Source organism: Roseitranquillus sediminis, assembly GCF_016918935.1.
Taxonomy (GTDB): domain Bacteria; phylum Pseudomonadota; class Alphaproteobacteria; order Rhodobacterales; family Rhodobacteraceae; genus Roseitranquillus; species Roseitranquillus sediminis.
In genome coordinates this window covers 77115-104106 of sequence record NZ_JAFFOB010000023.1, presented here as the reverse complement: position 1 = coordinate 104106, position 26992 = coordinate 77115, and the positions used below count along the sequence as shown (strand labels likewise).

The 26992-nt window shown below is 69.1% G+C and carries 22 protein-coding genes and 1 other annotated feature; of the genes, 8 read left to right on the top strand and 14 right to left on the bottom strand.

The features are described 5' to 3' along the window. Positions 1 to 149: 149 nt before the first annotated feature. Positions 150 to 860 (bottom strand): CbiX/SirB N-terminal domain-containing protein, encoded by a 711-nt coding sequence (locus JM664_RS16010; RefSeq protein WP_227420942.1) that lies wholly within the window; start codon positions 858 to 860, stop codon positions 150 to 152. Between the two features lie 212 nt (positions 861 to 1072). Here JM664_RS16010 and amaB point away from each other — a divergent pair, with 212 nt between their 5' ends. Beyond that, positions 1073 to 2593, top strand: coding sequence for an L-piperidine-6-carboxylate dehydrogenase (amaB, locus tag JM664_RS16005; protein WP_227420941.1), 1521 nt, complete (start codon positions 1073 to 1075; stop codon positions 2591 to 2593). A gap of 44 nt (positions 2594 to 2637) precedes the next feature. On the opposite strand, the gene JM664_RS16000 is transcribed toward amaB, so the two are convergent. From JM664_RS16000 to JM664_RS15970, 7 genes are read right to left on the bottom strand one after another with little or no spacing between them, the layout of a single operon-like run. Then, the gene (locus JM664_RS16000; protein ID WP_227420940.1) at positions 2638 to 3111 is read right to left on the bottom strand and encodes an L-2-amino-thiazoline-4-carboxylic acid hydrolase; all 474 of its coding nucleotides are present in this window, start codon (positions 3109 to 3111) and stop codon (positions 2638 to 2640) included. Between the two features lie 10 nt (positions 3112 to 3121). Continuing rightward, a complete protein-coding gene (locus JM664_RS15995) occupies positions 3122 to 4435 on the bottom strand; it encodes an NAD(P)/FAD-dependent oxidoreductase (RefSeq protein ID WP_227420939.1) in 1314 nt (437 codons plus the stop codon). Next, a complete protein-coding gene (locus JM664_RS15990) occupies positions 4432 to 6060 on the bottom strand; it encodes an aminotransferase class V-fold PLP-dependent enzyme (protein WP_227420938.1) in 1629 nt (542 codons plus the stop codon). Before JM664_RS15990 ends, JM664_RS15995 begins: the two co-directional genes overlap by 4 nt. Continuing rightward, complete coding sequence (locus JM664_RS15985) at positions 6057 to 7700, bottom strand: ABC transporter ATP-binding protein (RefSeq protein ID WP_227420937.1); 1644 nt, start codon at positions 7698 to 7700, stop codon at positions 6057 to 6059. Before JM664_RS15985 ends, JM664_RS15990 begins: the two co-directional genes overlap by 4 nt. Further along, entirely contained in the window at positions 7697 to 8572 is an 876-nt protein-coding gene (locus JM664_RS15980; RefSeq protein WP_227420936.1) for an ABC transporter permease, read from the bottom strand. The genes JM664_RS15985 and JM664_RS15980 overlap by 4 nt, the downstream gene beginning before the upstream one ends. Continuing rightward, a complete protein-coding gene (locus tag JM664_RS15975) occupies positions 8569 to 9543 on the bottom strand; it encodes an ABC transporter permease (RefSeq protein ID WP_227420935.1) in 975 nt (324 codons plus the stop codon). The genes JM664_RS15980 and JM664_RS15975 overlap by 4 nt, the downstream gene beginning before the upstream one ends. A gap of 47 nt (positions 9544 to 9590) precedes the next feature. Continuing rightward, entirely contained in the window at positions 9591 to 11180 is a 1590-nt protein-coding gene (locus tag JM664_RS15970; protein WP_227420934.1) for an ABC transporter substrate-binding protein, read from the bottom strand. A 175-nt stretch (positions 11181 to 11355) separates the two neighbouring features. Here JM664_RS15970 and JM664_RS15965 point away from each other — a divergent pair, with 175 nt between their 5' ends. Continuing rightward, on the top strand, positions 11356 to 12273 hold the full coding sequence (locus tag JM664_RS15965; protein ID WP_227420933.1) for a VOC family protein: 918 nt from the start codon (positions 11356 to 11358) through the stop codon (positions 12271 to 12273). On the opposite strand, the gene JM664_RS15960 is transcribed toward JM664_RS15965, so the two are convergent. Further along, the gene (locus tag JM664_RS15960; RefSeq protein ID WP_227420932.1) at positions 12268 to 12765 is read right to left on the bottom strand and encodes a hypothetical protein; all 498 of its coding nucleotides are present in this window, start codon (positions 12763 to 12765) and stop codon (positions 12268 to 12270) included. The genes JM664_RS15965 and JM664_RS15960 overlap by 6 nt on opposite strands. A gap of 217 nt (positions 12766 to 12982) precedes the next feature. Here JM664_RS15960 and JM664_RS15955 point away from each other — a divergent pair, with 217 nt between their 5' ends. Continuing rightward, on the top strand, positions 12983 to 14068 hold the full coding sequence (locus JM664_RS15955) for an NAD(P)H-dependent flavin oxidoreductase (RefSeq protein WP_227420931.1): 1086 nt from the start codon (positions 12983 to 12985) through the stop codon (positions 14066 to 14068). A 30-nt stretch (positions 14069 to 14098) separates the two neighbouring features. Here JM664_RS15955 and JM664_RS15950 read toward each other — a convergent pair whose 3' ends face one another. Both JM664_RS15950 and JM664_RS15945 read right to left on the bottom strand, forming a co-directional pair. Beyond that, positions 14099 to 14743 carry an NrsF family protein gene (locus tag JM664_RS15950; protein ID WP_227420930.1) on the bottom strand — a complete coding sequence of 215 codons (645 nt, stop codon included), beginning with the start codon at positions 14741 to 14743 and terminating at the stop codon, positions 14099 to 14101. Next, a complete protein-coding gene (locus tag JM664_RS15945; RefSeq protein WP_227420929.1) occupies positions 14743 to 15339 on the bottom strand; it encodes a sigma-70 family RNA polymerase sigma factor in 597 nt (198 codons plus the stop codon). The genes JM664_RS15950 and JM664_RS15945 overlap by 1 nt, the downstream gene beginning before the upstream one ends. A 150-nt stretch (positions 15340 to 15489) precedes the next feature. Here JM664_RS15945 and JM664_RS15940 point away from each other — a divergent pair, with 150 nt between their 5' ends. Together JM664_RS15940 and JM664_RS15935 are read left to right on the top strand one after the other, a co-directional pair. Further along, positions 15490 to 16026, top strand: a complete 537-nt coding sequence (locus tag JM664_RS15940) for a cytochrome P460 family protein (protein WP_227420928.1) — start codon at positions 15490 to 15492, stop codon at positions 16024 to 16026. A gap of 3 nt (positions 16027 to 16029) precedes the next feature. Continuing rightward, the gene (locus JM664_RS15935) at positions 16030 to 17073 is read left to right on the top strand and encodes a DUF3179 domain-containing protein (protein ID WP_227420927.1); all 1044 of its coding nucleotides are present in this window, start codon (positions 16030 to 16032) and stop codon (positions 17071 to 17073) included. A gap of 26 nt (positions 17074 to 17099) precedes the next feature. Here the strand turns inward: JM664_RS15935 and JM664_RS15930 are convergent, their stop codons facing one another. From JM664_RS15930 to JM664_RS15920, 3 genes are all read right to left on the bottom strand, one after another. Then, complete coding sequence (locus tag JM664_RS15930) at positions 17100 to 17951, bottom strand: universal stress protein (RefSeq protein ID WP_227420926.1); 852 nt, start codon at positions 17949 to 17951, stop codon at positions 17100 to 17102. Positions 17952 to 17964: 13 nt separating this feature from the next. After that, entirely contained in the window at positions 17965 to 19449 is a 1485-nt protein-coding gene (locus JM664_RS15925) for a SulP family inorganic anion transporter (RefSeq protein ID WP_227420925.1), read from the bottom strand. A gap of 51 nt (positions 19450 to 19500) precedes the next feature. Continuing rightward, positions 19501 to 19556: a sequence feature (sul1 is cis-regulatory element that is thought to sense ions involved in sulfur or methionine metabolism; They are found in Alphaproteobacteria), on the bottom strand. 283 nt (positions 19557 to 19839) lie between these two features. Next, the gene (locus JM664_RS15920) at positions 19840 to 22149 is read right to left on the bottom strand and encodes a Tex family protein (protein WP_227420924.1); all 2310 of its coding nucleotides are present in this window, start codon (positions 22147 to 22149) and stop codon (positions 19840 to 19842) included. 264 nt (positions 22150 to 22413) lie between these two features. Here JM664_RS15920 and JM664_RS15915 point away from each other — a divergent pair, with 264 nt between their 5' ends. The 3 genes from JM664_RS15915 (at position 22414) to metH (ending at position 26766) form a co-directional block, all read left to right on the top strand. Continuing rightward, entirely contained in the window at positions 22414 to 22878 is a 465-nt protein-coding gene (locus JM664_RS15915; RefSeq protein WP_227420923.1) for a hypothetical protein, read from the top strand. Between the two features lie 137 nt (positions 22879 to 23015). Continuing rightward, on the top strand, positions 23016 to 24053 hold the full coding sequence (locus tag JM664_RS15910; protein WP_227420945.1) for a homocysteine S-methyltransferase family protein: 1038 nt from the start codon (positions 23016 to 23018) through the stop codon (positions 24051 to 24053). Next, positions 24046 to 26766, top strand: coding sequence for a methionine synthase (gene metH, locus JM664_RS15905; RefSeq protein ID WP_264465755.1), 2721 nt, complete (start codon positions 24046 to 24048; stop codon positions 26764 to 26766). The genes JM664_RS15910 and metH overlap by 8 nt, the downstream gene beginning before the upstream one ends. Positions 26767 to 26992 lie beyond the last annotated feature (226 nt).

The following is a 26992-nucleotide window of genomic DNA, read 5'->3' as shown; positions in this document are numbered from 1 at the left end:
CGATGTCGATGAACGTCCGATACCGCCCCTCGTCATGCAGACGCTGAAGCGCCGCGTCGATCATCGCAGGATAGTTCATCGTCGGGCTCCTACTGCGGCATGGAGGTGGATCGGCCTGCCTTCGCCACATCCGCGTTTCTGCTCGTCACTCATGCGGCGCACTCGCCTCGGCGGCGGACCGCCGCCGCGATCAAGGCCGGCACCTCGGGCCGCGTCCCGACGGGCGCCAGGATCGGCCCCGGAAAGTCTGCGACCCGGAGCGCCTCCGGCAAGTCCTCATTGACGTGACCGTTGGCCGCCGCGAAGAACGGCAGACAGATAGCCGGCCCGTCGAGCCGCCCCGCCTCGGCGAGGAACGGGCTCTCGTCGACGAAGCCGCAGCTCACGCGCCGGAAAGCTCCGGCAGCCTCAATACGGGCGGCGACGCGGCGAGCCGCGGCAGAGGGCCGTGGATCCGACGGCGAGCCATGTGCGGCGAGAAGGAGGTGCGTCCGCGACGGCTTAAGCCCCGCCTCCCGCGCCCCCTCAACTGCGGCTGCGAGCGACAGACCGGAGACCGCGGGGTCGAGGCCGAAGGGCGGCAGGATGTTGGCCCGCCCGTCCCAGACCTTCGCGATGCGTCTTGGCAGCAGCGTGCTCACGAACCATCCGTCGGCCATGAAGAGCGGGTAGACGCTGACTAGGCCCGGTCCGAGCATCACAAGGGCGCGGCCGAGCGTGCCGTCACCAGCAAGCGTCGCGCTTCCGACGCGCACGCCGGGCAGGTGACCGGCAACCTCGGCGGCCAGCTCGGCGAGCACCGCTTCCGGCCCTCCGGGCGCTGACGGCTGACCGTGCGTGACGATGACGACGGCGGACATGGCCGGCTCACTTCATTCCCGCGAAATGGAACCATTCCAAAAAAGCACATTGCGCGAGGCAGACGCAAGCAGTTGATGTCGTTCTGGCGCGCTCCTCCAGGGTCGCCGACGGTGCGCTTCCAAAGGTGGACCGGACGAGACTACCATCGGGTCGTTGCCGCCCAGGCGGATCGGGATCCCCGCGTGTGCGGCGCGGGAGAAAGTATGGCAGGATGGATCAGCAGGCGAGCACGGCGCGTCATACCGCGGCGCTGACGGCGGCGGGATTTGAGCAGGCGGAGCTCAGTGAAGGCACCCATGCGGTCCGCTCGCCCATCGACGGCGCCGAGGTTGCCCGCGTGGTGCAGGCGAGTTCAGCCGACATGGCGGACGTCATCGACCGGGCCAAGGTCGCGTTTCACGCGTGGCGGCAGGTCCCTGCCCCCCGCCGGGGCGAACTCGTCCGACTGCTCGGCGAGGAGCTCCGGGCGGCAAAGGCGGAGCTGGGGGCCATCGTCACGCTCGAGGCCGGCAAGATCGTGTCGGAGGGCGAGGGCGAGGTGCAGGAGATGATCGACATCTGCGACTTCGCCGTCGGGCTCTCGCGGCAGCTCTATGGACGCTCGATCGCCTCCGAGCGGCCGGGTCACAGGATGACCGAGACGTGGCATCCGCTAGGCCCGTGCGGCGTGATCACCGCCTTCAACTTTCCGGTCGCCGTCTGGTCGTGGAACGCTGCCATCGCTCTCGTCTGCGGCAACCCGGTGATCTGGAAGCCGTCGGAGAAGACGCCGCTGGCGGCGATGGCCTGCATGAAGATCCTCGGCCGGGCCCTGCGGCGGTTCGGAAAAACTCCCGACGGCCTCGTGCAACTTGTCGTCGGCGGGCCCGAGGTCGGAGAGGCTCTGGTGGCGTCGTCTGGCGTCCCCATCCTGTCGGCCACCGGCTCGACCCGCATGGGCCGCGTCGTCGGACCCAAGGTCCTGGCGCGCTTCGGCCGGCCGATCCTCGAGCTCGGCGGCAACAACGCGATGATCGTCGCGCCGTCGGCGGACATGGACATGGCTGTCCGCGCCACGGTGTTCGCGGCCGTCGGCACCGCCGGTCAACGCTGCACGTCCCTGCGGCGCCTGATCGTGCACCGCTCGGTCAGGGACGAGCTGGTGCAGAGGCTAGTGTCCGCCTACGGCAGCCTGCCGGTCGGCGACCCGCGCGAGGCGGCGACGCTGGTCGGACCGCTCATCGACCACGCGGCGCGCGACCGGATGCAGCAGGCGCTGGAGCAGGCGCGAGCCGAAGGCGGCAAGGTTCACGGCGGGGCTCCGGTGACCTCCGGCGTGCCGCCGGGAGGCGCCTATGTCGAGCCCGCCATCGTAGAGATGCCGGACCAGACCGAGACGGTTCGGACGGAGACCTTCGCGCCAATCCTCTACGTCATGGGCTACGAGACGCTCGAGGAGGCCATCGCGCTCCAGAATGGCGTGCCGCAGGGCCTCTCCTCCTGCATCTTCACGCTCGACCTGCGCGAGGCGGAAACATTCCTCTCCGCCACCGGCTCGGATTGCGGGATCGCCAATGTCAACATCGGCCCCTCGGGCGCCGAGATCGGCGGCGCGTTCGGCGGCGAGAAGGAGACCGGAGGCGGACGCGAGAGCGGATCGGACGCCTGGAAGGGCTACATGCGCCGCCAGACGAGCACGGTGAACTACTCGACGCACCTTCCGCTGGCACAGGGTGTCCGGTTCGACATCTGAAATCTGACGCGGCGGGTCACCGGAGCCTGAAGCGAAAACCCCGGTCAGTCCTCCTGCGGCTCCATGCGATAGCGGAAGTCACAGTGGGACGCGCCACGCATAATGGTCTGCGTCCGCGTAAGCTTCATGTCAGGATTGTAGCCGACGCAGAAGTCGCCATCGCGGTTGCAAGACAGGAGGTGGCCGATGTCGCTGAGGCCCATCTGGCGGTACATCTCGGCGTAGCGGCAGCGCGTGACGTTGAAGTCGAGCTTCTCCTCGTCGGCGGCGATGACTTCTATCTCCAGCGCGTCGCCCTTGGTCCAGGCGGGCATGATCTCGTGGAAATCCTTGAGCGTTGGCGGGCGGCCCAGCCTCTCGGCCAGCTCGCGGCCATGGGCGACTGCAGCGTTCGAGACGGCCTCGCCGATGACCGCCTGCGCCTCCTTCTCGCCCGAGCGCTCGCGGAGCGTGTCGTAGACCTGACCGAGGATCTGCGCCTCGATCCGCCGCCGCTCCAGTATGGGCATGTCGTCCATGGGACTCTCCTCAGTCGTTCGCGATCTCGATCCGGTCCTTCCGGCGCAGCCAGGCGAGGTAAGCCGGCGCCACGCGGCGCGCCACCTGCGGGAACGGCAGTGGCGCCGGATCCGACAGCGGCAGCGCCAGATCGCGCTCGGCCGTGCCGGTCACGGCCGCCGCAATCTCGCGGCCCAGCGACACCGACAGCGCGACGCCGCGCCCGTTGCAGCCCGTCCAGGTCCAGCCGTCCGGCCCGAGCCTGTGGATGCACGGGAAACGGTCCCACGTCATGCCGATATAGCCGCTCCAGACATGGCTCATCTCCGGCACCCCCATATCGGGGAACGCCTCGGCCAACCGCCGGGCGGCCTTGTTGCGCACCCGCTCCGCCGCTCGCCAGCCGCCGATCACCGCGCCCCCGGTGATCATCCGGTTGCGCGCGTCGTAGCGGAAGAAGCGCAGGTCGCCGCTGGTATCGGACACCGCCTGCCGCCCCGGCAGGACCTTGGCCCGCAGATTGTCGCCGAGCGGCGTCGTCGCCATCTGCCACGACAGCACCGGCACCACCTGGCGCGAGATGCGGGAGGCGAGCGTCCGCTCCACCAGATCGGTGTACGCATTCGTTGCGAGGATCAGCGCGCGTGCCCTGACCGAACCTTGCGCCGTCCGCACCCGCCAGCCCTCGCCCTCGCGCGTCCAGGCGGTGACGGGACTGCCCTCGTGGATCGTGGCGCCGCGGCGCTCGGCCGCCGTCGCGAGCCCGCGGGCGAGGCCCAGCGGGTTCACATGGCCGCCAGTCGGGTTGAACATCCCGCCGAACCAGAAGTCAGTGCCGAGCATCGCCTCGCACGCCGCGCGGTCGAGCAGTTCCGCGGGGAAGCCGAGTCGCTGCCAGGCCGCCACGCGCCCTTCGCTGATGCGGATGCGCCCGGGCGAGTGGGCTGGCTGGAACCAGCCGGTCTGCTCGGCTTCGGCCTCGGCCTCGGCCTCGATCCCCTCCTCCCGGACGGTGTCGAAGAGATAGGCGGCGCTGCCGCCGACGAGGCGTGCGAAGCGTTCTCCGGCCTCGCCCCAACGGAGGGCCATGGCATCGGGCTCGGCGGCGGTCAGCGTCGGGATCACCTGCCCGTTGTTGCGCCCCGAAGCGCCCCAGCCCACCGCGTGAGCCTCGACCACGATCGGCGCCACGCCTCGCCGCGCCAGGTGCAGCGCCGCCGACAGGCCGGTGAAACCTGCGCCGACCACGACCACCTCGGCCTCCACTTCGCCACGCAGCGGCGACGCAGGCGCGCGCGGGACGGCCACCTCGGCCCAGAGCGAGGGCGGGAACGCTGCGCTCATTCCGCGGCCTCGCGGATGAGCGGCGCCTCATGCGGCATCCAGAACCAACGCAGGCTCTCGGCTTCGGCATCCAGGGCGGTGGCCGGCGGCGGATCGAGCACCGCGGCCTCGTCCGCGATCCGCTCCGCCTGGGCGAGGCAGGCGGCGAAGCCGGGCGGCGCAGGCTCCTCTGCCGGCGCACTCCAGAGCTCGGCCAGCGAACGCGGTGCTTCGTCGGTCGCGCCGGCCCGCCAGACGCCTGCAGCGGCGTCGAGGTGGTACATGCGCAGCAGATCCGACCCTCTCCGCGCCACGAACGCCACGGCGTCAGCGATGTAGTCCACCGTCTCTTCAGCGAAGAAGTAGTTGACCCCGAGCCGGGCCCAGCCGGGCCGAAAGGCCGAGAGGCCACGCGCGACCGCCCGCTCGTGCGCCTCCGCGATTGCGTCGTCGATCTCTAGGAGCGCGTGGCCATAGGGACCGGCGCAGGAGCAGCCGCCGCGCGTCTGCACGCCGAAGAGATCGTTGAGCAGCGCCACGACGAGGTTGTGGTGCAAGAGCCGTGCCCCCGCCCGCACGTTGAAGGAGAAGATGCCGAGCCGCTCCACGCCCGCCGGCCCGAGAAGCTCGACACCGGGAGTCGCGCGCAGCCGCGCCTCGAGCCGCGCGGTCAGCGCCTGCTCGGCCTCGGCGATGACCGCGTCGCCGATCCGTGACTTCAGCTCCAGCACCATGCCTGCGCGGATGTTCTCGACGATACCGGGAGTGCCCGCCTCTTCGCGCCGCTCATGGTCGGCGATGTAGGTCCGGCGCGACGCGGTGACGTAGGAAACCGAGCCGCCGCCCGGCACCGTCGGCACCGGCCCCTCCAGCATACGCCGGTCCGCGACCAGCACGCCCGAGGCGCCAGGCCCACCGGGAAACTTGTGCGGCGACAGGAAAGCGGCGTCTATGCGGTCACCGGCGCCGGCTGCGCTCTCGCCCATGCGGACCGGGATGTAGGGGCCGCCGGCAGCGAAGTCGCAGACGAACCAGGCGCCGTGGCGGTGCAGCAACCGGGCCAGCGCCGCGAGATCGGTCCGGATCCCCGTCACGTTCGACGCCGCCGAGAACGTGCCGATCTTGAGCGGCACGTCGGCCCGCGAGGCCAGTTCCTGCTCGAGCGTATCGAGGCAGATCGCGCCATTGGAATCCAGCGGGATGCGAACCAGCTCGGCCCGCGCCTCGCGCCACGGAAGGTCGTTCGAGTGATGCTCGTAGGGGCCGACGAAGACAGTCGCCCTTGGCGGCTCGTCCGCGCGCAGACCCAGGGCGCGCACCAGCTTGTCGGCCGCAGCCGTGGCGCCAGAGCCGGCGAAGATCACCGCGTGCCCCGCGTCGGCGCCAAGCGCCCGCCGGACCGTCGCCCGCGCGCTCTCGCGCAGGCGCGTCGTGCGCCGGCCGGTGTAGGACGTCTCGGTGTGGGTGTTGCCGTAGGTCGGCAGGACGTGGTGCCGGATCGCATCCTCGATGAAGGTGAGCGACCGGCCCGACGCGACGTAGTCGGCATAGACGAGCGGCCTCGCGCCGAACGGTCCCGGCATCGCGGCCCCTTCGCCGATCACGGCGGCGCGCACGTCATCGAGGGTCAGGTGAATTCCGCTCATGCCGCGTTGTCCCGGACGTCGGGCGGGGTCCAGTCTCGCCCCGGGATCGAAGAGAGGAGCTTGCGCGTGTACTCGTGCTGCGGCTCGGCAAAGACGTCTGCTGTCACACCCATCTCTACCACCCTGCCCTTTTCCATGACCGCCACCCGGTCGCAGAGCTGCGCCGCGACCCGCAGGTCGTGGGTGACGAAGAGCAGCGACAGATCCAGCCGCTCCCGCAGGTCGGCCAGGAGCCGCAACACCTGCGCCTGCACGCTGACGTCGAGCGCCGAGACCGGCTCGTCCGCCACGATCACCTTGGGCTCGAGTGCCAGCGCGCGCGCGATGCCGATCCGCTGCCTCTGCCCGCCCGAGAATTCGTGCGGATAGCGCTCGGCGGCCGCGGGCGAGAGCTCCACCAGGCGCAGGAGTTCCCGCGCCTGGTCGCGCGCCTCGCGCGGTGGCGTGCCGTGCACGATCGGCCCCTGCGCAATCAGGTCGACGACGCGCTTGCGCGGATTGAGCGATGCCATCGGGTCCTGGAACACCATCTGGATCTTGGAGCGCATGGCGCGGAGCTCTCGGCCGGAGGCGTTCAGGATGTCGCGCCCGTCGAGCTCGACCCGGCCGCCGTCGGCGTCGAGCAGGCGCGTCACGCAGCGCGAGACGGTGGTTTTGCCCGACCCGCTCTCGCCGACGATGCCCAGCGTCTCGCCGCGGCGCAGGTCGAACGACACGTCGTCGACCGCCGCCACCGCCTCGCGCCGGCCGCTCAGGAGGCCGCCGCGTGCCTTGAAGGTCTTGAGCATCCGATCGGCCCGCAGCACCACCGGCGCGTCCGCGAAGCTGCGCGGTGCAGGCGGCGTCAGGCCGGGCACCGCCGCGATCAGAGCGCGGGTATAGGGGTGGCGCGGCCGGTTCAGGACCTCGTCCGCCGTGCCCTGCTCCACCAGCTCGCCCCGGCGCAGGACGGCGACGCGGTCCGCTATCTCGGCCACCACGCCGAAGTCGTGCGTGATGAAGAGCACGCCCGACCCGTGCCCCTCCTGCAGCTCGCGGATGAGGCGCAGGATCTGGAGCTGCGTCGTGACGTCGAGGGCGGTCGTCGGCTCGTCGGCGATGATCAGACGCGGGTCCATCGCCAGCGCCATCGCGATCATCACGCGCTGGCGCTGGCCGCCGGAGACCTGGTGTGGATAGGCATGGATCGCCGAGCGCGGGTCGGGGATGTGCACCTGCTCCAGCATCCTCAGCGTCCGCTCCGCCCGCGCCTTGCGGCCGAGGTCGGTGTGAAGCTTCAGCACCTCGTCGATCTGCCAGCCGACGGTCTTCTGCGGGTTCAGCGCCGTCATCGGCTCCTGGAAGACCATCGCCATGCGGTTGCCGCGCAGCCGCCTCATCTCGCGCTCCGGCAGGCCCGCAAGATCCTGTCCCTCAAGCAGGATGCGACCGCCCGTCATCCGCACCGCAGGCTCCGGCAGCAGGCGCATGACGGCTCCGGCGGCGAGGCTCTTGCCCGACCCGCTCTCGCCCACGAGGCAGACGATCTCGCCCCGCTTCACCTCGAGCGACAGCCTGTCGAGCGCCAGCGGCCTGTCCGAGCCCTCGGGCAGGGCGACACGCAGGTCCTCGATCTGGAGCACGGGTGTTTCGGCCGTCATTTCTTCTGCCTCGGGTTCAGCACCTCGTTCAGCCCCTCGCCGAGGAGCGAGAAGGACAGCACCGTCAGGACGATGGCGATGCCGGGGATCGCGCAGACGTACCATGCCGTCCGCAAGACCGCCCGCCCCTGCCCGATCATGTTGCCCCAGCTCGCATAGTTTGGGTCGCCGAGCCCGAGGAAGGCCAGAGCACTCTCGAGCAGGATGGCGAGCGCCATGATGACCGAGGCGTAGACGACGACCGGCGGCAGCGCATTGGGCAGGATCTCGCGAAAGATGATCGCGGCGTCGCCGACGCCCAGGTTGCGCACCGCGTCAATGAACTCGCGCTTTCTCAGCGACATGAACTCGGCGCGGGCGAGGCGCGCGGGGGCGGTCCACGAGACGATCCCGATCGCCAGAACGATGTTCTCGATCGACGAGCCGAGGATTGCGACCAGCGCCAGCAGCAGCACGAAGCTCGGGACGGTCTGGAATGCTTCGGTGATGCGCATCAGAACGTCGTCGACCCAGCCGCCGAAATAGCCCGCGAGGGCGCCGATCACGACGCCGATCGCGATCGAGATCACCGTCGCGACGACGCCGATCAGCAGTGAGATGCGCGCGCCGTGCAGGATGCCGGCCAGGATGTCCCGGCCGAGCTGATCCGTGCCAAGCGGCGTCTGCCACGTCTGGAACGGCCAGGTCAGCGGCTCGCCGGCGCGGCGCAGCGGGTCGACGGGCTCGTAGATGCCGGCGAGGAGGGCGAGCAGGACCACGGCGCCGAGCAGGATCAGCCCCAGCACCGCCGCCCGGTTGCGCCGGTAGCGGCGCCAGAAGACACGCCAGCGCCGCTCCTCCGGTGGCAGGTCGGTGGGATCGGCGAGGCTCATGACAGCTCGATCCGGCTGTCGAGCCGCGCGTAGAGCAGGTCGGTGAGGAAGTTCACCACGATCACCACGACCGAGCTGAGGAAGATGATGCCCATGAGCGTGTTCATGTCGCGCTGGATGACAGACTGATAAGCAAGCTGCCCGAGTCCCGGCAGAGAGAAGATCGTCTCGACCACCACCGACCCGCCGAGCAGCGTCGAGAACTGCAGCCCCAGCAGCGTGACGACGGGCAGGAGCGCATTGCGCATGATGTGGTGGAACATCAGCCGTCCCTCGCCCGCGCCCTTGGCCCGCGCCGTCCGCACGAAGTCGAGCTCGGCCACCTCCAGCACGCTCGCCCGCATCAGCCGGAGGTAGAAGGCGAGGTAGATCAGCGACAGCGCCGCGGTCGGCATCACGAGATGCCGGGCGACGTCGAGCACGTGGTCCCAGCCCGTGTAGAACGCCGCGATCGTGCGGATGCCGCCCACCGGCAGCCAGCCGAGCTTCACCGAAAAGACAACGATCATCATCAGCGACAGAAAGAAGCTCGGCGTCGCGTAGAAGACGAGGCCGAGCGTCGAGATGACATTGTCGGTGACCGAATAGGCGCGCCGCGCGGCGATGGCGCCGAGCGCGACCCCAATAGTAAAAGCGAAGAAGAGCGACGCGCACATCAGCATCAGCGTCACGCCCAGCCGGTCGAGCAGGACGACCGACACCGGCTGCTCGTAGACGTAGGACCAGCCGAAGTCGAACTGCGCCATCTTGGCGAGGTAACGCCAGAGCTGCACCCAGACCGGCTGGTCGAGTCCGTACTCTGCCCGGAGCCGCGCGATGAACTGCGCGTCCGCCCCGCCCATGTCGCCCACAAGCGCGTCGACCGTGTCGCCGGGCGCGAGCTTGAGCAGCAGGAACGCGCCGACCATGATCATCAGGATCACCGGCACGGCCTGCAGCGCCCGCCTCAGCGCATAGATCAGAAACGGCATCGACTACTCCCGTGGGAGGCGGCGGAAGGTCCGCCGCCCCCGCCGCGTCACTCTTCGAGCCAGAGGTCGTACCAGCTCGACGAATTCCACCGCGGCGTGTTGTGGTGGTTGCGCAGCTTCTTCGACGTCACCGAGATGAACGGGTGTTCGATGGCGAAGATGACCGGCAGCTCCTCCATCGCCATGCGCTGGATGTCATGGTACATCTCGGACCGCACCTCGCTGTCGAGCTCGCTCGCAGCGGCGTCGATCATCTGGTCCATCTCGTCCGATTGCCAGCCGAATTGATTGGTCCAGGGCGTGCCGACCGGCGCACCCGAGCGCAGCCAGACCATCGTCGAGACCGCGGGGTCGGCACGGAACTGGTGCCAGCCGTTCGCGGTGTCGAAGTCGTGGTCGCGGTAGACCCCGTTCAGGAAGCCCGGTGCATCATTTTGCACCAGCGTTACCTCGACCCCAATCTCGGCCATCGCCTGCGCGAAGTACTCCGCCCAGAGCTGCGTGTACTCGCCCCACGGCGCCGGACGGTGCCTCAGGCGCAGGCGAATGCCGTTCTCGTCGGGGGCGTAGCCCGCCTCGTCCAGCAGCGCCTTGGCTCGCTCGGGATCATAGGGATAGGTCGGAACGTCGTCGGTGTAGTTCTCGCCACCCGTCGACGGGATCGGGCCGCGGCCCGGCCTGGCGTAGCCGCGCATGATCGTGTCGATCGCGTAGGGGATGTCGAGCCCGTGGTAGATGGCCTGGCGCACCCGCAGATCGGCCAGCGCCTCGTTGCGGTGATTGAACTCGATCGTCGAGTGCGCGACGTTGTTCTCGTAGCCCTCGGTCCCGACGTCGAAGCGCGGATCCTCCGACAGCCGCTCGACGTCCGCCATCGAGACGCCGATGAAGCCCGACTCGTGAATCTCGCCCGCCTCGAGCGCCGCGGCCGCCGCCGAACGGTCGGCGATGAAGCGCCAGACGATCCGGTCGAGGTAGGGATACTCCTCGCCGCGCCAGTAGTCGTCGTTGCGCTCGGCGATCACGTACTGCCCGCGCTGGTACTCGACGAACTTGAACGGTCCGGTGCCGATCGGCGCCGTGTTGTACTCGTTCTGCAGCGGGTCGGTGCCCTCGAAAATGTGCGCCGGCACCGGGTGGCCGAGGTCGGGCATCGCCGCCAGCATCAGCTCCAGCGGCATCGGCTGGGAGTACCTGAAGACCGCCGTGTACGGGTCGGGGCAATCCACCGCCTCGAGGTACTGCTGCAGCGTCGTCGAGTAGTTCAGCAGTTCCTTCCAGAGGTTCATCGCGCTGTAGGCGACGTCCTCGCAGGTGAAATCCTCGCCGTCGTGCCAGCGCACGCCCTCGCGAAGGTTGAACGTGATCTCGAGCCCGTCCTCGGACGACGACCAGTCGGTGGCGAGCACTGGCTCGTATCCGTCGTAACTCTTGTCGACGAGCGGCTCGACGATCTTGCCCGAGATCTCGTAGACGCCGGTCGACGCGCGCAGCGCCGGGTTCAGGATGCGCTGCTCAGAGACCATGTGCACGATGGCAGTCCCGCCGCGCCTCGGCTCCTCGTCCTGCGCCAGAGCCGGGCCGCCGGCCGCCGCCAGCGCGCCGGCCAGCATCGCTCCGAGCCTTGTCAGCTTCATCTTGACTTCCCTCCGTCGGTGTTACGAACCTGCGACAGCCACTACGCTCGCACAAGCAGCGCGTCGAGCGCCAGTCGATCGGGCGCATGCCTGCCTTGATCCCACGCGGCGCCCAAGGCATCAACCGGTGGATGGATCGTCAACGGACGCTCCGCCGCCATATGGAGCCTACGGCATGACCCATCCCGTGAAGGGCATCGACCACGTCTTCCTGCTCGTCCACGACCTGGACGCCGCGCACGACGCCTATGCGCGCATGGGGTTCAATGTCTCGCCGCGCGGCCTGCACAGCGCGCACAAGGGCAGCGCCAACCACACGATGATGTTCGCAGACGACTACATCGAGCTCTTGGGTCTGGTCGCCGAGACGGAGGGCAACGCCGCTCGACGGGCGACGCTGGACCGTGACGGCGAAGGGCTGCACGCGGTCGCCTGCCGCATCGACGATGCCGACGCGGCCAAGGCCGCCCTCGATGCCCTCGGCATCGCGACCGGGACAGTTGGCGCCTTCTCGAGGCCGGTCCCCCTGCCCGGTGGTGGCGAGGGCGAGGCCAGCTTCCGCACGCTCGAGTTCCGGGAGAGCGAGGTGCCTCTCGGCACCTGCTTCATGTGCCAGCACCTGACCCGCGACACGGTGTGGATTCCCGAGCTGATGGCGCATCCGAACGGCGCGGTGGCGCTGACCGGCATCGTCGCCGTCACGGACGACCCCGCTGCAAAGGGCGAGGCTTTCGCGCGCCTCTTCGCCGCCGGCAAGGCGCGCGAGGGCGAGGCTGGCGTCGAAGTCGTCACCGGCGAGCGCTCGGCAACGCTGTCGGTCATGACCTCCGGCGACATCGCCGCGCGCTTTCCCGACTTCGACATGAGCGTCACTCCGGCCCGTGCCTTCGCGGCGATGCAGGTGGCCGTTGAGGACCTCGCGCGCACGCGCTCGCTGCTGGAGGCGGCCGGCTTCTCGGTCAGCGACACCGCGCGCGGCGTGGCTGTCGGCCCGGCCGAAGCCGCCGGCTGCGCGGTCGAGTTTGTCAGCCGGCAGGCAGGCGGTCGGACGGCAAAGGCCCCGGCGTCGACGGCGTCAGCGGCGGCCTCATGAAGGCAGGCCGCGGCGTCGCCGCTCCCGCACCCTGCGAAAGAGCCACGCTGCCGCAAGCCACAGGATCACGAACATTCCGTTCAGCGACAGGATCTCCACCGCCTCGGCGGGCGCGGCGCCGGGCCTCAGCGCGATCAGGGTGACCAGCATCTGGGCAAGCGCGGTGGCAAGCATTGCGCGTGCCATGCCGCCCGCCCGGCAGCGCGCGAGCAAGGCTCCCAGGACGGCTACAGCCACCACGCCGCCGTAGAGCAGATTGACCGGATTGTCCTCGCTGCCGACGATTCCCACAGCGGCGTTCAGCCAGACAAGGAGGAATCCCGCGCCCAACGCGACACCGACGGCACCTCTGTATGCCGGATCCTCCGTCGCCCACACGGCGACGTCGTAGGCGCCGCAGATGACGGCCACGAGGATGCCGGCGAACACGAAGTCCTCGGGTCCCCAGTTCACCTGATCGGTCATGTTCATCGCCAGCAGCGGGAGCAGCACGAGCGATGCCCCGATGCTCCAGCGCAGGATCCTCCAACGGCTCGCGGTCCGGCGCCTACTCTCAATCCCGTTCATCGCCCTGCCTCCGCACCTGAACGCCAAACGGCAGCATAGCCATTCCGACCGCTCGGCGGCACCAGGTTTCGGCTCAGCGAGGCTTTGACGCGCGTCCTACAGCGGATCAGAATGCCCGCAGGCTGTCTCGGGGGAAGGCGCCATGTGGCCCGACACGCGGATACAGGAGCTCTTCGACATCGAGTTCCCCATCGTCCAGGCGCCGATGGCCGGTGCCAACGGTTCAGCGATGGCGATCGCGGTGGCGGAGGCCGGCGGCCTCGGCTCGCTGCCGTGCGCGCTGCTCACGCCGGACCAGCTGCGCGCGGAGCTGGGCGCCATCCGCGCCGGCACGCGGCGCCCGGTCAACGTCAACTTTTTCTGCCATCGCCCGCCGCAGCCGGATGTCGAGCGCGAGGCGGCATGGCGGCACGAGCTCTCGCGCTACTACGTCGAACTGGGCCTCGACCCCGACGCGCCGGTCCCCGCCTCCAGCCGCGCCCCCTTCGACGATGAGTTCTGCGGCCTCGTCGAGGAGCTCCGGCCGGAGATCGTGAGCTTCCACTTCGGCCTGCCAGAGCGGCGGCTGCTCAATCGCGTCCGGGCGACGCGCGCCCGCATCGTATCCTCCGCGACCACGGTGCGCGAGGCGAGATGGCTTGAGGACGCCGGGTGCGACGCGATCATCGCGCAAGGCGCAGAGGCGGGCGGACACCGCGGCATGTTTCTTGCCGAGGCCGTCGACCGGCAGGTGGGCACGATGGCCCTCGTCCCGCAAGTCGTCGATGCGGTGAAGGTGCCGGTCATCGCCGCTGGCGGCATCGCCGACGGCCGTGGCATCGCCGCCGCCCTCGCGCTGGGCGCCGCCGCCGTGCAGGTCGGCACAGCCTATCTCTTCTGCCCCGAGTCGACGGTGGCCGATCCGCATCGGGAGGCACTGCGCTCGGCGCATGCGGACGACACGGTCCTGACCAACGTGTTCACCGGCCGCCCGGCTCGCAGCATCGTCAACAGGACAGTCCGCGAGGTCGGCCCGCTCTCGCCGCTGGCGCCGGCATTCCCGCTGGCAGGCGGTGCGCTCGCGCCGCTGCGTAGCGCTGCGCCCAGCGGTTCCGCCGACTTCATGTCCCTCTGGTCGGGTCAGGGCGTCGCGCTCCGCCGCGAGCTGACGGCGGCGGATCTGACCCGCGTGCTGGCGCAGGAGGCTCTGGCCCGGCTCTCGTCGCTCACCTCCGGCGCAGCCAGATGATGCATGCAAGTGAGCGACCCGCGCGGTGCGTCAGATCGGCGTGGAGGTGTGCAAGATCGTCCGGCCGAGGAGCCAGCCGGAGAACGTCAGGACCGCGACCGAACCCGTCTGCCAGACCAGCACCATCATCGCTGCGTCCTGACTGTGGAAGACGCGCAGCCCGACCGCGCCAATCGCCGAAGCCGCCAGGGCGGCGAGGGCCAAGCTCAGCCGCGGGCGGACCGGCAAGCCACGCCGCAGCATCACTACGAGGGCGAGCGCCGGCAGCGACCCGGTCAGGGCGACGAGCGCCAGGCACTCCGGCTCGCTCGAGAGGCTTATCTCCGACCGACCGGCGAGGGCGGCGATGCACCCCACACCTTGCGATGCGAGCCAGACGGCAGCCGGCAGCAACGGCGCGAGGGCGACCCGCCGGGCGGTGCCGGGCACGCTGAGCGCGAGCGCCGCGTTCGCCGCGAGCACTGCCGTCGCCGTAGCCGACACCTGCTCGATCCAGAAGCGCGCGGTGCGCAACTCCTCGGCCAGGTCGGGACGCGGCGACATCGCCAACACGATCACAGCCACGAACGTCGCAGCTAGGGCGATCCATCGCGCGGTGCGCAGCCAGGGCGGGGACAGCGGACGCACTTGGCCGGCCTCGCGGGCAAGGCGGTCAATCAGCTCCTGCGTTTGCATCAGAGGCGACCTTGCGCGACGAGCGCCTGCAACTTGCGGGCGGCGCGGTGCACCGCGACCTTGACGGCGGCAACTGTCGACCCGCTGAGCCGCGCGGCCTCGGCGGACGAATGGCCGCGCAGGCGAACCAGCGTGAACGCCCGACGCTCCGTCGCCGACAACTCGTCCATTGCGCGGATCATCGACATGCTGTTGACCAGCTCCTCCGACGTGCTGTTCGCCGCTGACATGTCGAAGGTTTCCAAGAGCAGCGCCATCTCGTCGAAGAGGCGGCCGGCGCGGCCGCGGCGGCGGAGGGCGTCTGCCAGCCGGTAGCGCGCGATCGCCGCGATCCATGGCAGCACCGGTCGCGAAGCATCCCATGTCACGCGGGAGGCGTGGACCGACAGCAGGATCTCCTGCACCAGATCCTCCACGTCGGCACCGCCGAGCCCGCGTGCGCTCGCGCACATCTGCCTGCGCAAGCGGACGCTCAGGTCCGTCAGAAAGGCATGGTAGGCAACGCGGTCCCCATCGCGGCCACGCCGCAGCAGCCCGGCCAGCCGCGCATCCTCGGCCAGCAGCGCCTCGCTCGGATGCGACCCTTGGCTTGGCATGAAGACCGTCGTCCTCGCACGATTGCGGATGTTCCGAGCCTGCCCGCCCCGGATCCCTACCGAAAGGAACAATCCCGTAACCGGAAGGCGCTCGCGAGCGAAGACTTTCACGCCGGGCCTATCCGGCAGCGGGTCGAAAGGGAGAGAAGGATGACACGCACGACGACACTGATCGCGGGACTGGCGCTGGCGTCGACCGCCGCCACTGCACAGAACTTCGGGACCGAAGCGGACGTCGATTACGCGGCACAACTCTGGCAGGCAATGGTCGAGACGGGGCTCGCCGGTGACGGCGCAGTGCAGGCGCTTCCTTACGAGGGGGTCGAGCCGCACGGCCTGATGCTGGAAACCTTCTATACGCGGGCGACGATCGACGGGCACGATGGCGCGCTGGTGATCAAGCGCAACTACGGTCCGGCGGGCGTCACCGCCGACGAGGTCATCTCGGACCGGATGGCTCACCTCGCCGCGGTCACCATCATGTTCCAGCGGGCGGAAGGCTACGACGATGAGACCGGCAACTGGTTCTACGCCAAATACCTCCCCGACGGCTCGCTCGAGCCGAACCCGTCCGGCGTGCCGCTCGCCGGGCTCGTGGGCAAGGGCGGCGATGCGGGATGCATCCCCTGCCATGCGGCCGCGGGCGGAGACGACTACCTCTATACCACGGACGCCGATCTGGAGTGACGAATGACCGCCCGCCACGCCGATGCACGATCTGACGCGGGGCAGCCGAGCACCCGCGCGCCACGGACGATTTGGCTATCGGCGAGCATCATCTGCCAATTCGCGGCGCTGGTGCTTTTCGCCGGCGCCGCTCTGGCCGATCCGTTGCAGTGGCGGCGCGAATGGCCGAATACCGACTTCACGCGCAGCGCTGTGGACTTCGACGAGATCATGTCCGGCGGTCCACCCAAGGACGGTATTCCCGCGATCCACGCACCGCGGCTTTTGCCGGCCGCCGCAGAGACGCGGCTGGACCCGCGCGAGCCGGTGCTCAGCTACGACCGTGCCGGCGCGCCCGCCCGCGCCTACCCGATCCGATACCTGATGTGGCACGAGATCGTGAACGACGAGGTCGCGGGCCTGCCGATCGCTGTCACCTTCTGCCCGCTCTGCAACAGCGGGATGGTGTTCGACGCGCGTATCGATGGACGGCCCCACGCCTTTGGAGTCTCCGGCAAGCTCCGCCACTCGGACATGATCATGTATGACCGGCGAACGGAGAGTTGGTGGCAGCAGGCCGTCGGCGAAGGCATTGTCGGCGCCTACACCGGCCGACGGCTGACGCAGCTGCCGGCGCGGATGGAGAGCTGGCAGGCGTTCCGCGAGGCGCATCCCGACGGGTTGGTGATGGACGAGCCTGACTGGCGCCGCGCCTACGGGACGAACCCCTACGCCGGGTACGACGGCGCGCGCCGGCCGTTCCTCTACGCTGGCGAGGACCCGCCGCACGGCGTCCCGCCCCTCGCCCGCGTGGTCCGGGTCGGTCATCGCGCCTGGCCGCTCGCGCGCCTGCGCGAGGCGGGCGAGATCCGCGAGGCGGGGCTCGTCCTCAGCTGGCGCGAGGGGCAGGCCTCGGCGCTCGACACCGCGCGCATCGCCGCCGGCCGCGAGGTGGGCAACGTGGTGGTGCGCGACGCGGCGGGCGAGGACGTGGCGCACGACATCCCGTTCGCCTTCGCCTTTCACGCCCTCTTTCCAGACGGCGAGTGGATGCTGGACGGACGCTAGCGGCCCGTCCCCTGCCTCGTGACCCTTCAGCGCACCAGGACGATCGGCACCTTGCAGGAGCGGATCATCTCGGTCGTGGTCGAGCCGATGATCAGGCTGCGGATCCGGCTATGACCGTAGGCGCCCATGACCAGCATGTCGAAGCCCTCCTGTTCCACGACCTCGCCCAGCGCGGCGTCGGCCTGACCAGACAGGACGCGCGTCTCCGCCTCGAGCCCGGCAGCGGCGAGCATGGCGCGCGCATCCTCGAGCGCCCGCCTGGCCTGTTCCGAAGGCGTGCCCACGGTCACGACGGTGACGCTCAGCCCCACATAGAGAGGCGAGCGGGAGACGTGATCGACCGCGCGCATGGCACTGGCACCGCCGTCATAGGCAATGAGCATCCGCTTGATCGGCCGAAATGCGCGTGAGGCGACGAAGATCGGCGTCTTGGCCGTCCGGATCACCCGCTCCAGGTTCGAGCCGAGGTGTCCTTTGGCGAAATCCGCCGCCTCGCCCCTCTTGCCGATGAGAACAAAGGCCGCCTCGCGCTCGCGTTCGGCCACCGTCTCGACGATGTCGCCGCGACGGAGGCTGGCTCTGGCGGTGACACCCGCCGACTCGAGTATGGCGCGAGCATCGTCGAGGATCGCGCGGCCGTGCGTCTGCGCAAGGCGCGCGCGCTGCTCGTCCAGCGCCGACAGCTCCTGCAGGAGCGCGCTGCGGGCGCCGAGCGCGATCGCGCCGGAGAGGTCCTGCCGCTCGGGCGCCTCGCGGCGGCCGAGGATGTGCAGGAGCTCGACCTCCAGCCCCGTGCGCGCCGCGGCCCAGGCGGCATGGTCGCAGACGCTCCTCGCGTAGATCGAGGCGTCGACGAGGGCGATGATGCGTTCCGTCATGCTCAGGATCCTCTCAGTGCGCCATCAGCTTGTCGAGCGCACCGGGCTTGTCGTGCACGCCCAGCCGGTCGACGATCGTCTCCGACGCCTCGTTCATCCCGACGATGTCGACCTCGGCCCCGTCGCGACGGAACTTCAGCACCGCCATGTCGAGCGCCTGCACTGATGAGATGTCCCAGATGTGCGCGCGGCTGACGTCGATCGTGACGCGCTCCGGCGCCTCGCGGAAGTCGAAGGCCTGCATGAACGTCTCGGTCGAGGCGAAGAAGAGCTGCCCCTCGACGGAGTACGTCCGGTGCCGGCCGTCGGCCGAGAGGCTCGAGGTGACGCGGAAGAGCTGCGCGATCTTGCCGGCGAAGAACACGCCGGAGAGGAGCACCCCCACCAGCACCCCAATGGCGAGGTTGTGCGTGTAGACCACCGTCGCCACCGTCGCGAGCATCACGATCGACGAGGTCTTCGGGTGCGTCCGCAGCGACTTGATCGACGACCACGAGAAGGTGCCGATCGAGACCATGATCATGATCGCGACGAGCGCCGCCATCGGGATAACGCTCACCACGTCGTCGAGCGCCACCACCATGATCAGCAGGACCACGCCCGCGACCAAGCACGAGAGCCGCCCGCGCCCGCCCGACTTCACGTTGATGATCGACTGGCCGATCATGGCGCAGCCGGCCATCCCGCCGATGAAGCCCGTGGCGGTGTTGGCGAGGCCCTGGCCCACGCACTCCTGGTTGCGGTTCGACGGCGTGTCGGTCAGCTCGTCAACGATGTTCTGCGTCATCAGGCTCTCGAGCAGGCCGACGACCGCCACGGCCGAGGCGTAGGGCAGGATGATCGCCAGCGTCTCCAGCGTCAGCGGCACGTCCGGGATCAGGAACATCGGCAGCGTGTCGGGCAGCGCGCCCATGTCGCCGACCGTCCGCACGTCCCAGCCGAAGAGGACCGCCACGAGCGTCAGGACGACGATCGTGACGAGCGGCGACGGCACCGCGCGGGTCACCAGCGGGAAGAGGTAGATGATGGCGAGCCCGGCCGCGACCATGGGATAGGTCAGCCACGGCACACCGACCAGCTCCGGTATCTGAGCCATGAAGATCAGGATCGCGAGCGCGTTGACGAATCCCGTCATCACCGAGCGCGAAACGAAGCGCATGAGCTCGCCGAGCCGCAGGAATCCGGCGGCAATCTGCAGGAGCCCCGCCAGCACCGTCGTCGCGAGCAGGTACTCGAGCCCATGATCGCGCACCAGCGTCACCATGAGCACGGCAGTCGCCGCCGTGGCGGCCGAGATCATGCCCGGACGTCCGCCGGCGATCGCGGTCACGACGGCGATCGAGAACGAGGCGTAGAGCCCGACCTTGGGATCGACGCCCGCGATGATGGAGAACGCGATCGCCTCGGGAATGAGGGCGAGCGCGACGACGAGTCCTGAGAGGAGGTCTCCGCGGATATTGCCGAGCCACTCCGCCCGGTAGTTGTGGAATGAGAACATCTGACCCGTTTCGGCCCGCCTCCGGTGCGGCGGATTTCTCGTCTTGCGACTGGTTGTCCGGCGGATGGGCGGCCGGAAGAGCCACCCCGCAGGGCGCGGGGTCCAGGCGAAGGTTGCGCAGTAAGGCCGTCGCACCTTGTTGGCAAGCCGCGCAGGACCCGCGGCAGGTGGGTGCGAGGTCCGGCATGCACCTCGCCCGCCTGCGCGTCGCGGATCGTTCGACCGAAGTTCGCCATGCTCCGAAGCCGGACCTTGCGTGCGAGGCGGAGCAGCCCGCCCGCGCCACGCATGCCGCGCAGGCGCAAGACCGAGGCACGCGAAGAATCCAACGCCCCGGCGCTCGTGGCATCGCAAGCAGGCTTCGGGGTGACACGGCGAGAGCCGCCAGCGTCACTTGCGCTTCATGGCGTCGAGCAATGCACTTCCGAGGGAGCCCGTCTCCCCCTTCTTCTGTCTCGGGTCCTGCGCGTTCCGCTCAGCCTTGCCGCCGCGGTTCCCAACGGTCTCCCTCTTTGGTGCCGGGTTGCTCGCCGCGCTGCCGTCGCGCCGCATCGACAGGCCGATGCGCTTGCGGGACACGTCCACCTCCACGACGCGGACTTTTACCACGTCGCCGGCCTTCACCACCTCGTGCGGGTCCTTCACGAAGCGGTCGGCGAGCTGCGAGATGTGGACGAGGCCGTCCTGGTGCACGCCGATATCGACGAAGGCGCCGAAGGCGGCGACGTTCGTCACCGTCCCCTCGAGCTGCATGCCGGGCTTGAGGTCCCGGATGTCGTTCACGCCCTCGGCGAAGGTCGCGGTGACGAAGTGGGGCCGCGGGTCGCGGCCGGGCTTGCCGAGTTCCGACAAGATGTCTCGCACCGTCGGCAAGCCGAACCTGTCGTCGACGAAGTCCGCGGGATCGAGCGCGCGCAGGCGCGCCTCGTCCCCCATGAGCGTCTTCAGGTTGGTGCCGCAGGCCTTCACGATACGCCGCGCGAGTCCGTAGGCCTCGGGGTGGACGGCCGAGGCATCGAGCGGCTCGGAGCCGCCCTCGATCCGCAGGAAGCCAGCGCACTGCTCGAACGCCTTGGGACCAAGGCGCGGTACCGCCAGGAGGTCCTTGCGGGTGCGGAACGCGCCCTTTTCGTTGCGGAGCGCGACGACCGCCTCGGCGAGCGAGGGGCCGACGCCCGAGACGCGGGCGAGGAGCGGCGCCGAGGCCATGTTGAGGTCGACGCCCACCGCGTTCACCGCGTCCTCGACCACGCCGTCGAGCGCCTGCCCGAGCCGGTGCTGATCAACGTCGTGCTGGTACTGGCCGACGCCGATCGCCTTGGGCTCGATCTTGACGAGCTCGGCCAGCGGGTCCTGCAGACGCCGCGCGATCGACACCGCGCCGCGGAGCGAGACGTCGAGCTCCGGGAACTCGCGCGCCGCGAGCTCTGAGGCGGAATAGACCGAGGCGCCGGCCTCCGAGACGATGACCTTCGTCGGCTTCGGCGTCGGCAGCTCGCGCAGGACCTCAACCACCAGCTTCTCCGTCTCGCGGCTGCCGGTGCCGTTGCCGATCGCGACGAGCTCGACACCATGCCTGCGGATCAGCGCAGCGAGGGTTGCCTGCGTGCCTCGAACGTCGTTCTTTGGCTGGAACGGGTAGACCGTCGCGGTGTCGAGGAGCTTGCCTGTCGCGTCGACGACTGCGACCTTTACTCCGGTGCGGATGCCGGGGTCGAGGCCCATCGTCGGCCGCGCCCCCGCCGGCGCTGCCAGCAGCAGGTCGCTGAGATTGCGGGCGAAGACGCGGATCGCCTCGTCCTGCGCGCGGCGGCGGAGCTCGGCCATGAGGTCGAGCATCATGCTGAGGCTGAGCTTCACCCGCCAGACCCACCCCGCCACGTCGCGCAGCCAGCGGTCGCCGGGCGCGTCACCCTCGATCTCGAGCGCGGCGGCGACCATACGCTCGGCACGCTCGCGCCCGGCCTCGGGGTCGGGCGCGATGTCGAGGGTCAGCACGCCCTCGGCGCTGCCGCGCATCATGGCCAGCGCCCGGTGGCTCGGCACATCGGACCATTTCTCGACATGGGCGAAGTAGTCGGAGAACTTGGCGCCCTTCTCCTCCTGCCCCTCAAGCACGCGTGCATTGAGGAACGCCTCCTTCTGCATGAATTCCCGCAGCCGACCGATCAGCGTCGCGTCCTCGGACAGCCGCTCGGCCAGGATGTCGCGAGCGCCGGAAAGTGCCTCCTTCGTGTCCGGCACCTCCGCCGAGACGAAGCCTGCGGCGTGTACTTCCGGTGGCGTGCGCCGGTCGGCCAGGATCGCCTCCGCGAGAGGCTCCAGCCCCCTCTCGCGCGCGATCGCCGCCTTGGTCCGCCGCTTCGGCTTGTAGGGCAGGTAGAGGTCCTCGAGCACGGCCTTGGTCGCGGCCGCCCCGATCTGCGCCTCGAGCGACTCGGTCAGCTTGCCCTGCTCGCGGATGCTGTCGAGAACCGTTTTCCGCCGCGCCTCCAGCTCGCGCAGGTAGCTCAGCCTGTCCTCGAGGTTGCGAAGCTGGGCGTCGTCGAGCCCGCCGGTCGCCTCCTTCCGGTACCGCGCCACGAAAGGCACCGTGGCGCCGCCGTCGAGCAGCGCGATGGCCGCCTCGACCTGGTCTGGCCTCGCGCTGACTTCGGCGGCGATGGTACGGGCGATCTGCGCTGCGTTCGTGGAAAGCATGGCTGGTCCTGGCGGGAAGCGGGAGCAGGACTGTATCTGGCGCGGCGCACGGCGCCAACAGCGACGGTGGACCCGCTCCCCCTCGCATCGAGCGCCGGGCCCGCCACGGCGGCACAAGGTCCATCAATGGCTTTGCGCTTGCCCGGCACACCCTCTGTTCGGCAGGCTTCCAAAGCACCATGTCCAGGCTGCCACCGCGAGGGTCAGGCTTGTGGCTCGGCAGCGTCTTGCCGGGCGCATCACGTGCTGAACAGGGAAGCGCCGATGACCATTTTTGAGATTGCGATAGAAACGCTCTTCTCCGCCTCGGAGCCGCTCGGGGGCGTGGGTTGCGTCATCTACGGGATGCTCGACGATGATGCGGCCCCCAGCTATGACATTGAGCTCGCGGCGCATCTGCCGGAACATCTCGGCGCCTTCGGGACGCTCGCCGTCGCCGTCGAGGCGCTTGCGGCACTTCGTAGAGACGCCAGGCACGGCGACCACGTCGACATCGCCCTGCCCACGAGCATGAGCGCGATCACCGTCCACGCGCTTGGCTCCGAGGGCGGCGGGGAGATGCTGGAGACGTTCACCGAGGCGATCGCCGACCTGCGCCACTCCGCCATCACCGTCCGCGTCACCCGGCACGATCGGGCGAATCCCGACTCTCTCAAGCGCGCCACCGCCCTCGCCGACCTCGCCATCGATGCAAAGGCATTCGCAGCCTTCGGAGGCAAGGGCGACTAGAGGCCGCCTTCCGCCCGCCGGCCGCTCGTCGACCCGCAGACTTGAAGCCAGCTCATAATCTACTTGCGGGTTATGAATTTGATGCGAGTACGACGGGTCTCTACGTTCCGCGCGAGTATTGAGTGACGTGGGACAGCATGCACAACTTCAAGTTACCGGATTCGCCCGCCCTCGCCAAACTCGCCAAAGCGGCGGCGGAGCGCATCGTGATCCTGGACGGGGCGATGGGAACGCAGATCCAGAGACTCGGCCTCGGAGAGGATGATTTTCGCGGTCGCGGCGGCCAGCGCTGTTTGCATCTGTCCGATCATCCGCAGCAGGGCAACAACGACCTTCTGACTCTGACCCAGCCCGCCGCGATCGAGGAGATTCACTACAGCTTCGCCAAGGCGGGCGCGGACATCGTCGAGACCAACACCTTCTCGTCCACCACCATCGCGCAGGCCGACTACGGGATGGAGGCGGCGGTTCACGACCTGAACGCAGAAGGCGCCCGGATCGCAAGACGCTCGATGGATCGCGCCAGCGCCGAGGACGGGCGGTCACGCTGGGTCGCCGGCGCCGTCGGGCCGACCAACCGAACCGCCTCGATGAGTCCGGACGTGAACGATCCCGGCTACCGGGCTGTGACGTTCGATGACCTCCGGCAGGCTTACGGCCAGCAGGTGCGGGGTCTTATCGCGGGCGGCGCCGACCTGATCCTGATCGAGACGATCTTCGACACGCTCAATGCGAAAGCCGCGATCTTCTCCTGTTTCGAGGCATTCGCCGAGCTTGGCCAGCGTCTTCCGATCATGATCTCGGGAACCATCACAGACGCCTCCGGGCGGACGCTCTCGGGCCAGACGCCGACCGCCTTCTGGCATTCCGTGCGACACGCCCGGCCGTGGAGCGTAGGGCTCAATTGCGCCCTCGGCGCCTCGGCCATGCGGCCCCATCTGGCCGAGCTGTCGGCCGTGGCTGACACGCTGACCTGCGCCTATCCCAATGCCGGGCTGCCGAACGCCTTCGGCGAGTACGACGAGGGGCCGGACGACACCGCGCGGCAGATCGAGGTTTTCGCCCGGGAGGGGCTTGTCAATGTCGTCGGCGGTTGCTGCGGCACGACGCCCGACCACATCCGCGCCATCGCCGATGCCGTTGCGGATCACGCGCCGAGGAGCCTCCATGTCTGAGCGTCTGCTTCGCCTCTCCGGCCTCGAGCCCTTCGTCCTGACGAGGGACATCCCCTTCGTGAACATCGGCGAGCGCACAAACGTCACCGGCTCCGCCCGATTCCGCAAGCTCATCACCAACCGCGATTATGCCGCCGCGCTCGATGTCGCGCGCGACCAGGTGGAGAACGGCGCGCAGATCATCGACGTCAACATGGACGAGGGTATGATCGATTCGCAGGCCGCGATGGTCGAGTTCCTGAACCTCGTCGCCGCCGAACCGGACATCGCCCGCGTCCCGGTGATGATCGACTCCTCAAAATGGGAGGTGATCGAAGCCGGCCTCGGATGCGTTCAGGGCAAGCCGGTAGTCAACTCGATCTCGCTGAAGGAGGGCGAGGAGCAGTTCGTTCACCAGGCGCGCCTCTGCCTCGCCTACGGCGCCGCAGTCGTGGTCATGGCCTTCGACGAACAGGGTCAGGCCGACACGCTCGCCCGCAAGACCGAGATCTGCGCCCGCGCCTACCGCATCCTGACCGAGGATGTGGGATTTCCGCCCGAGGACATCATCTTCGATCCCAACGTCTTCGCCGTGGCCACGGGTATCGAAGAGCACGACAATTACGGCGTCGACTTCATCGAGGCGACTCGGTGGATCAGGCAGAACCTGCCGCACGTCCACGTCTCGGGCGGTGTCTCCAACCTCTCGTTCTCGTTTCGCGGCAACGAGCCGGTGCGCGAGGCGATGCACGCGGTCTTCCTCTACCACGCCATCCAGGCCGGCATGGACATGGGCATCGTCAACGCGGGCCAGCTCGCCGTTCATGACCAGATCGACCCGGAGCTCCGGGAGGCCTGCGAGGACGTCGTCCTGAACCGCAAGCCCGCAGCGGGCGGCACCGCGACCGAGAGGCTGCTGGAGATCGCCGAGCGCTTTCGCGGCAGTGCGCGCGAGGAGAAGGTCCGCGACCTCGCCTGGCGCGAATGGCCGGTCGAGAAGCGGCTGGAGCACGCACTGGTCAACGGGATCACCGAGTTCGTCGATGAGGACACCGAGGCCGCTCGCCTGGCCGCCGCCCGGCCGCTCGACGTCATCGAAGGGCCGCTGATGGCCGGCATGAACGTGGTCGGCGACCTCTTCGGCTCAGGCAAGATGTTCCTGCCGCAGGTCGTCAAGTCCGCCCGCGTGATGAAGCAGGCCGTCGCGGTCCTGCTGCCCCACATGGAGGCGGAAAAGGGCGGCGGCCGCGAGAGCGCCGGCAAGATCGTGATGGCGACGGTCAAGGGCGATGTCCATGACATCGGCAAGAACATCGTCGGCGTCGTGCTGGCCTGCAACAACTACGAGATCATCGACCTTGGCGTCATGGTGCCGCCGCAGAAGATCCTGGAAACCGCGCGCGCCGAGAATGTCGACGCGATCGGCCTTTCGGGCCTGATCACGCCTTCGCTCGACGAGATGGTGCACCTGGCGGGCGAGATGGAGAAGGCGGGCTTCGACATCCCCCTCCTCATTGGCGGGGCCACCACGTCCCGTGTCCATACGGCCGTGAAGATCGCGCCGCGCTACCCGCGCGCGCAGGCGATCCACGTCACCGACGCCAGCCGGGCGGTGGGCGTGGTCTCTGCGCTCCTCAGCCCGACGCAGCGGCAACCCTATATCGACCGGATCCACGCCGAATACGCGGACGTGGCCGAGAAGCACGAGCGTGCCGAGGCGGCGAAGTCGCGGCTCCCCCTCGCCGCCGCGCGCGCCAACGCGCTGAAGATCGACTGGTCGGGCTACCGGGTGCCCGCCCCCAGCTTCACCGGCGCCAGGATCATCGACGGCTGGGATCTGGCCGAAATCGCCCGCTACATCGACTGGACGCCGTTCTTCCGCACCTGGGAGTTGAAGGGCGTCTATCCGAAGATACTGGAGCACGAGACCTACGGCGAGGCCGCCCGCAGCCTCTTCGCCGACGCTCAGGCCATGCTTGAGCGGATCATTGGCGAGCGGTGGTTCCGTCCCCGCGCCGTCGTCGGCTTCTGGCCGGCGAACGCGGTCGGCGACGACCTGCGGCTCTACGCGAACGACGATCGCGGGGCAACGCTCGCAACCCTGCACACGCTGCGCCAGCAGACCCACAAGCGAGACCGGCGGCCGAACCTCGCCCTCGCCGACTTCGTAGCGCCCGAGGGCGTAGCTGACGACTGGGTCGGCGGCTTCGCCGTCACCGCTGGTCCCGAGGAGACCGCCATCGCCGAGCGATATGCGGCGGCAGGCAACGACTATTCCTCGATCCTCGTCAAGGCGCTTGCCGACCGCTATGCCGAGGCGATGGCCGAATTGCTGCACGAGAGGGTGCGGCGCCAGTTCTGGCCCTACGCGCCGGAAGAGGCGTTCACGCCCGAGGAACTCATCGCGGAGCCCTACCGCGGCATCCGCCCGGCGCCCGGCTATCCCGCCCAGCCCGACCATACGGAGAAGCGCACGCTTTTCCGGCTTCTCGACGCCGAGAACGCCGTCGGCGTCGAGTTGACGGAAAGCATGGCGATGTGGCCCGGCTCCTCCGTCTCGGGCCTCTACATCGGCCACCCTGAGGCATACTACTTCGGCGTCGGCAAGGTCGAGCGCGATCAGGTGGAAGATTATGCCCGCCGCAAGGGGACTTCCGTCGAGGATATCGAGCGCTGGCTGGCGCCGATCCTCAACTATCAGCCATCGGAGGCGCTTGCCGTCGCAGCGGAGTAGTCGGCGAAACGACTTCTGCGAAGAATGCACTTCACGTGGTGCATGTCCCGTGAGTGGCGCCTGACCTGCAAGCGGCAAGCGATCCCGAATACGCCACTCGACCGATCGCCCCGCAAGGTTCGGCAGACCCACAACCTGCGGGTCAGGAGACCCACTGACGGACGGAACGCGAGTCCGCCATGTCCGTCGGTAATGCTCGGCCGCTTGTCCCTGGGCAGCCTCTGTC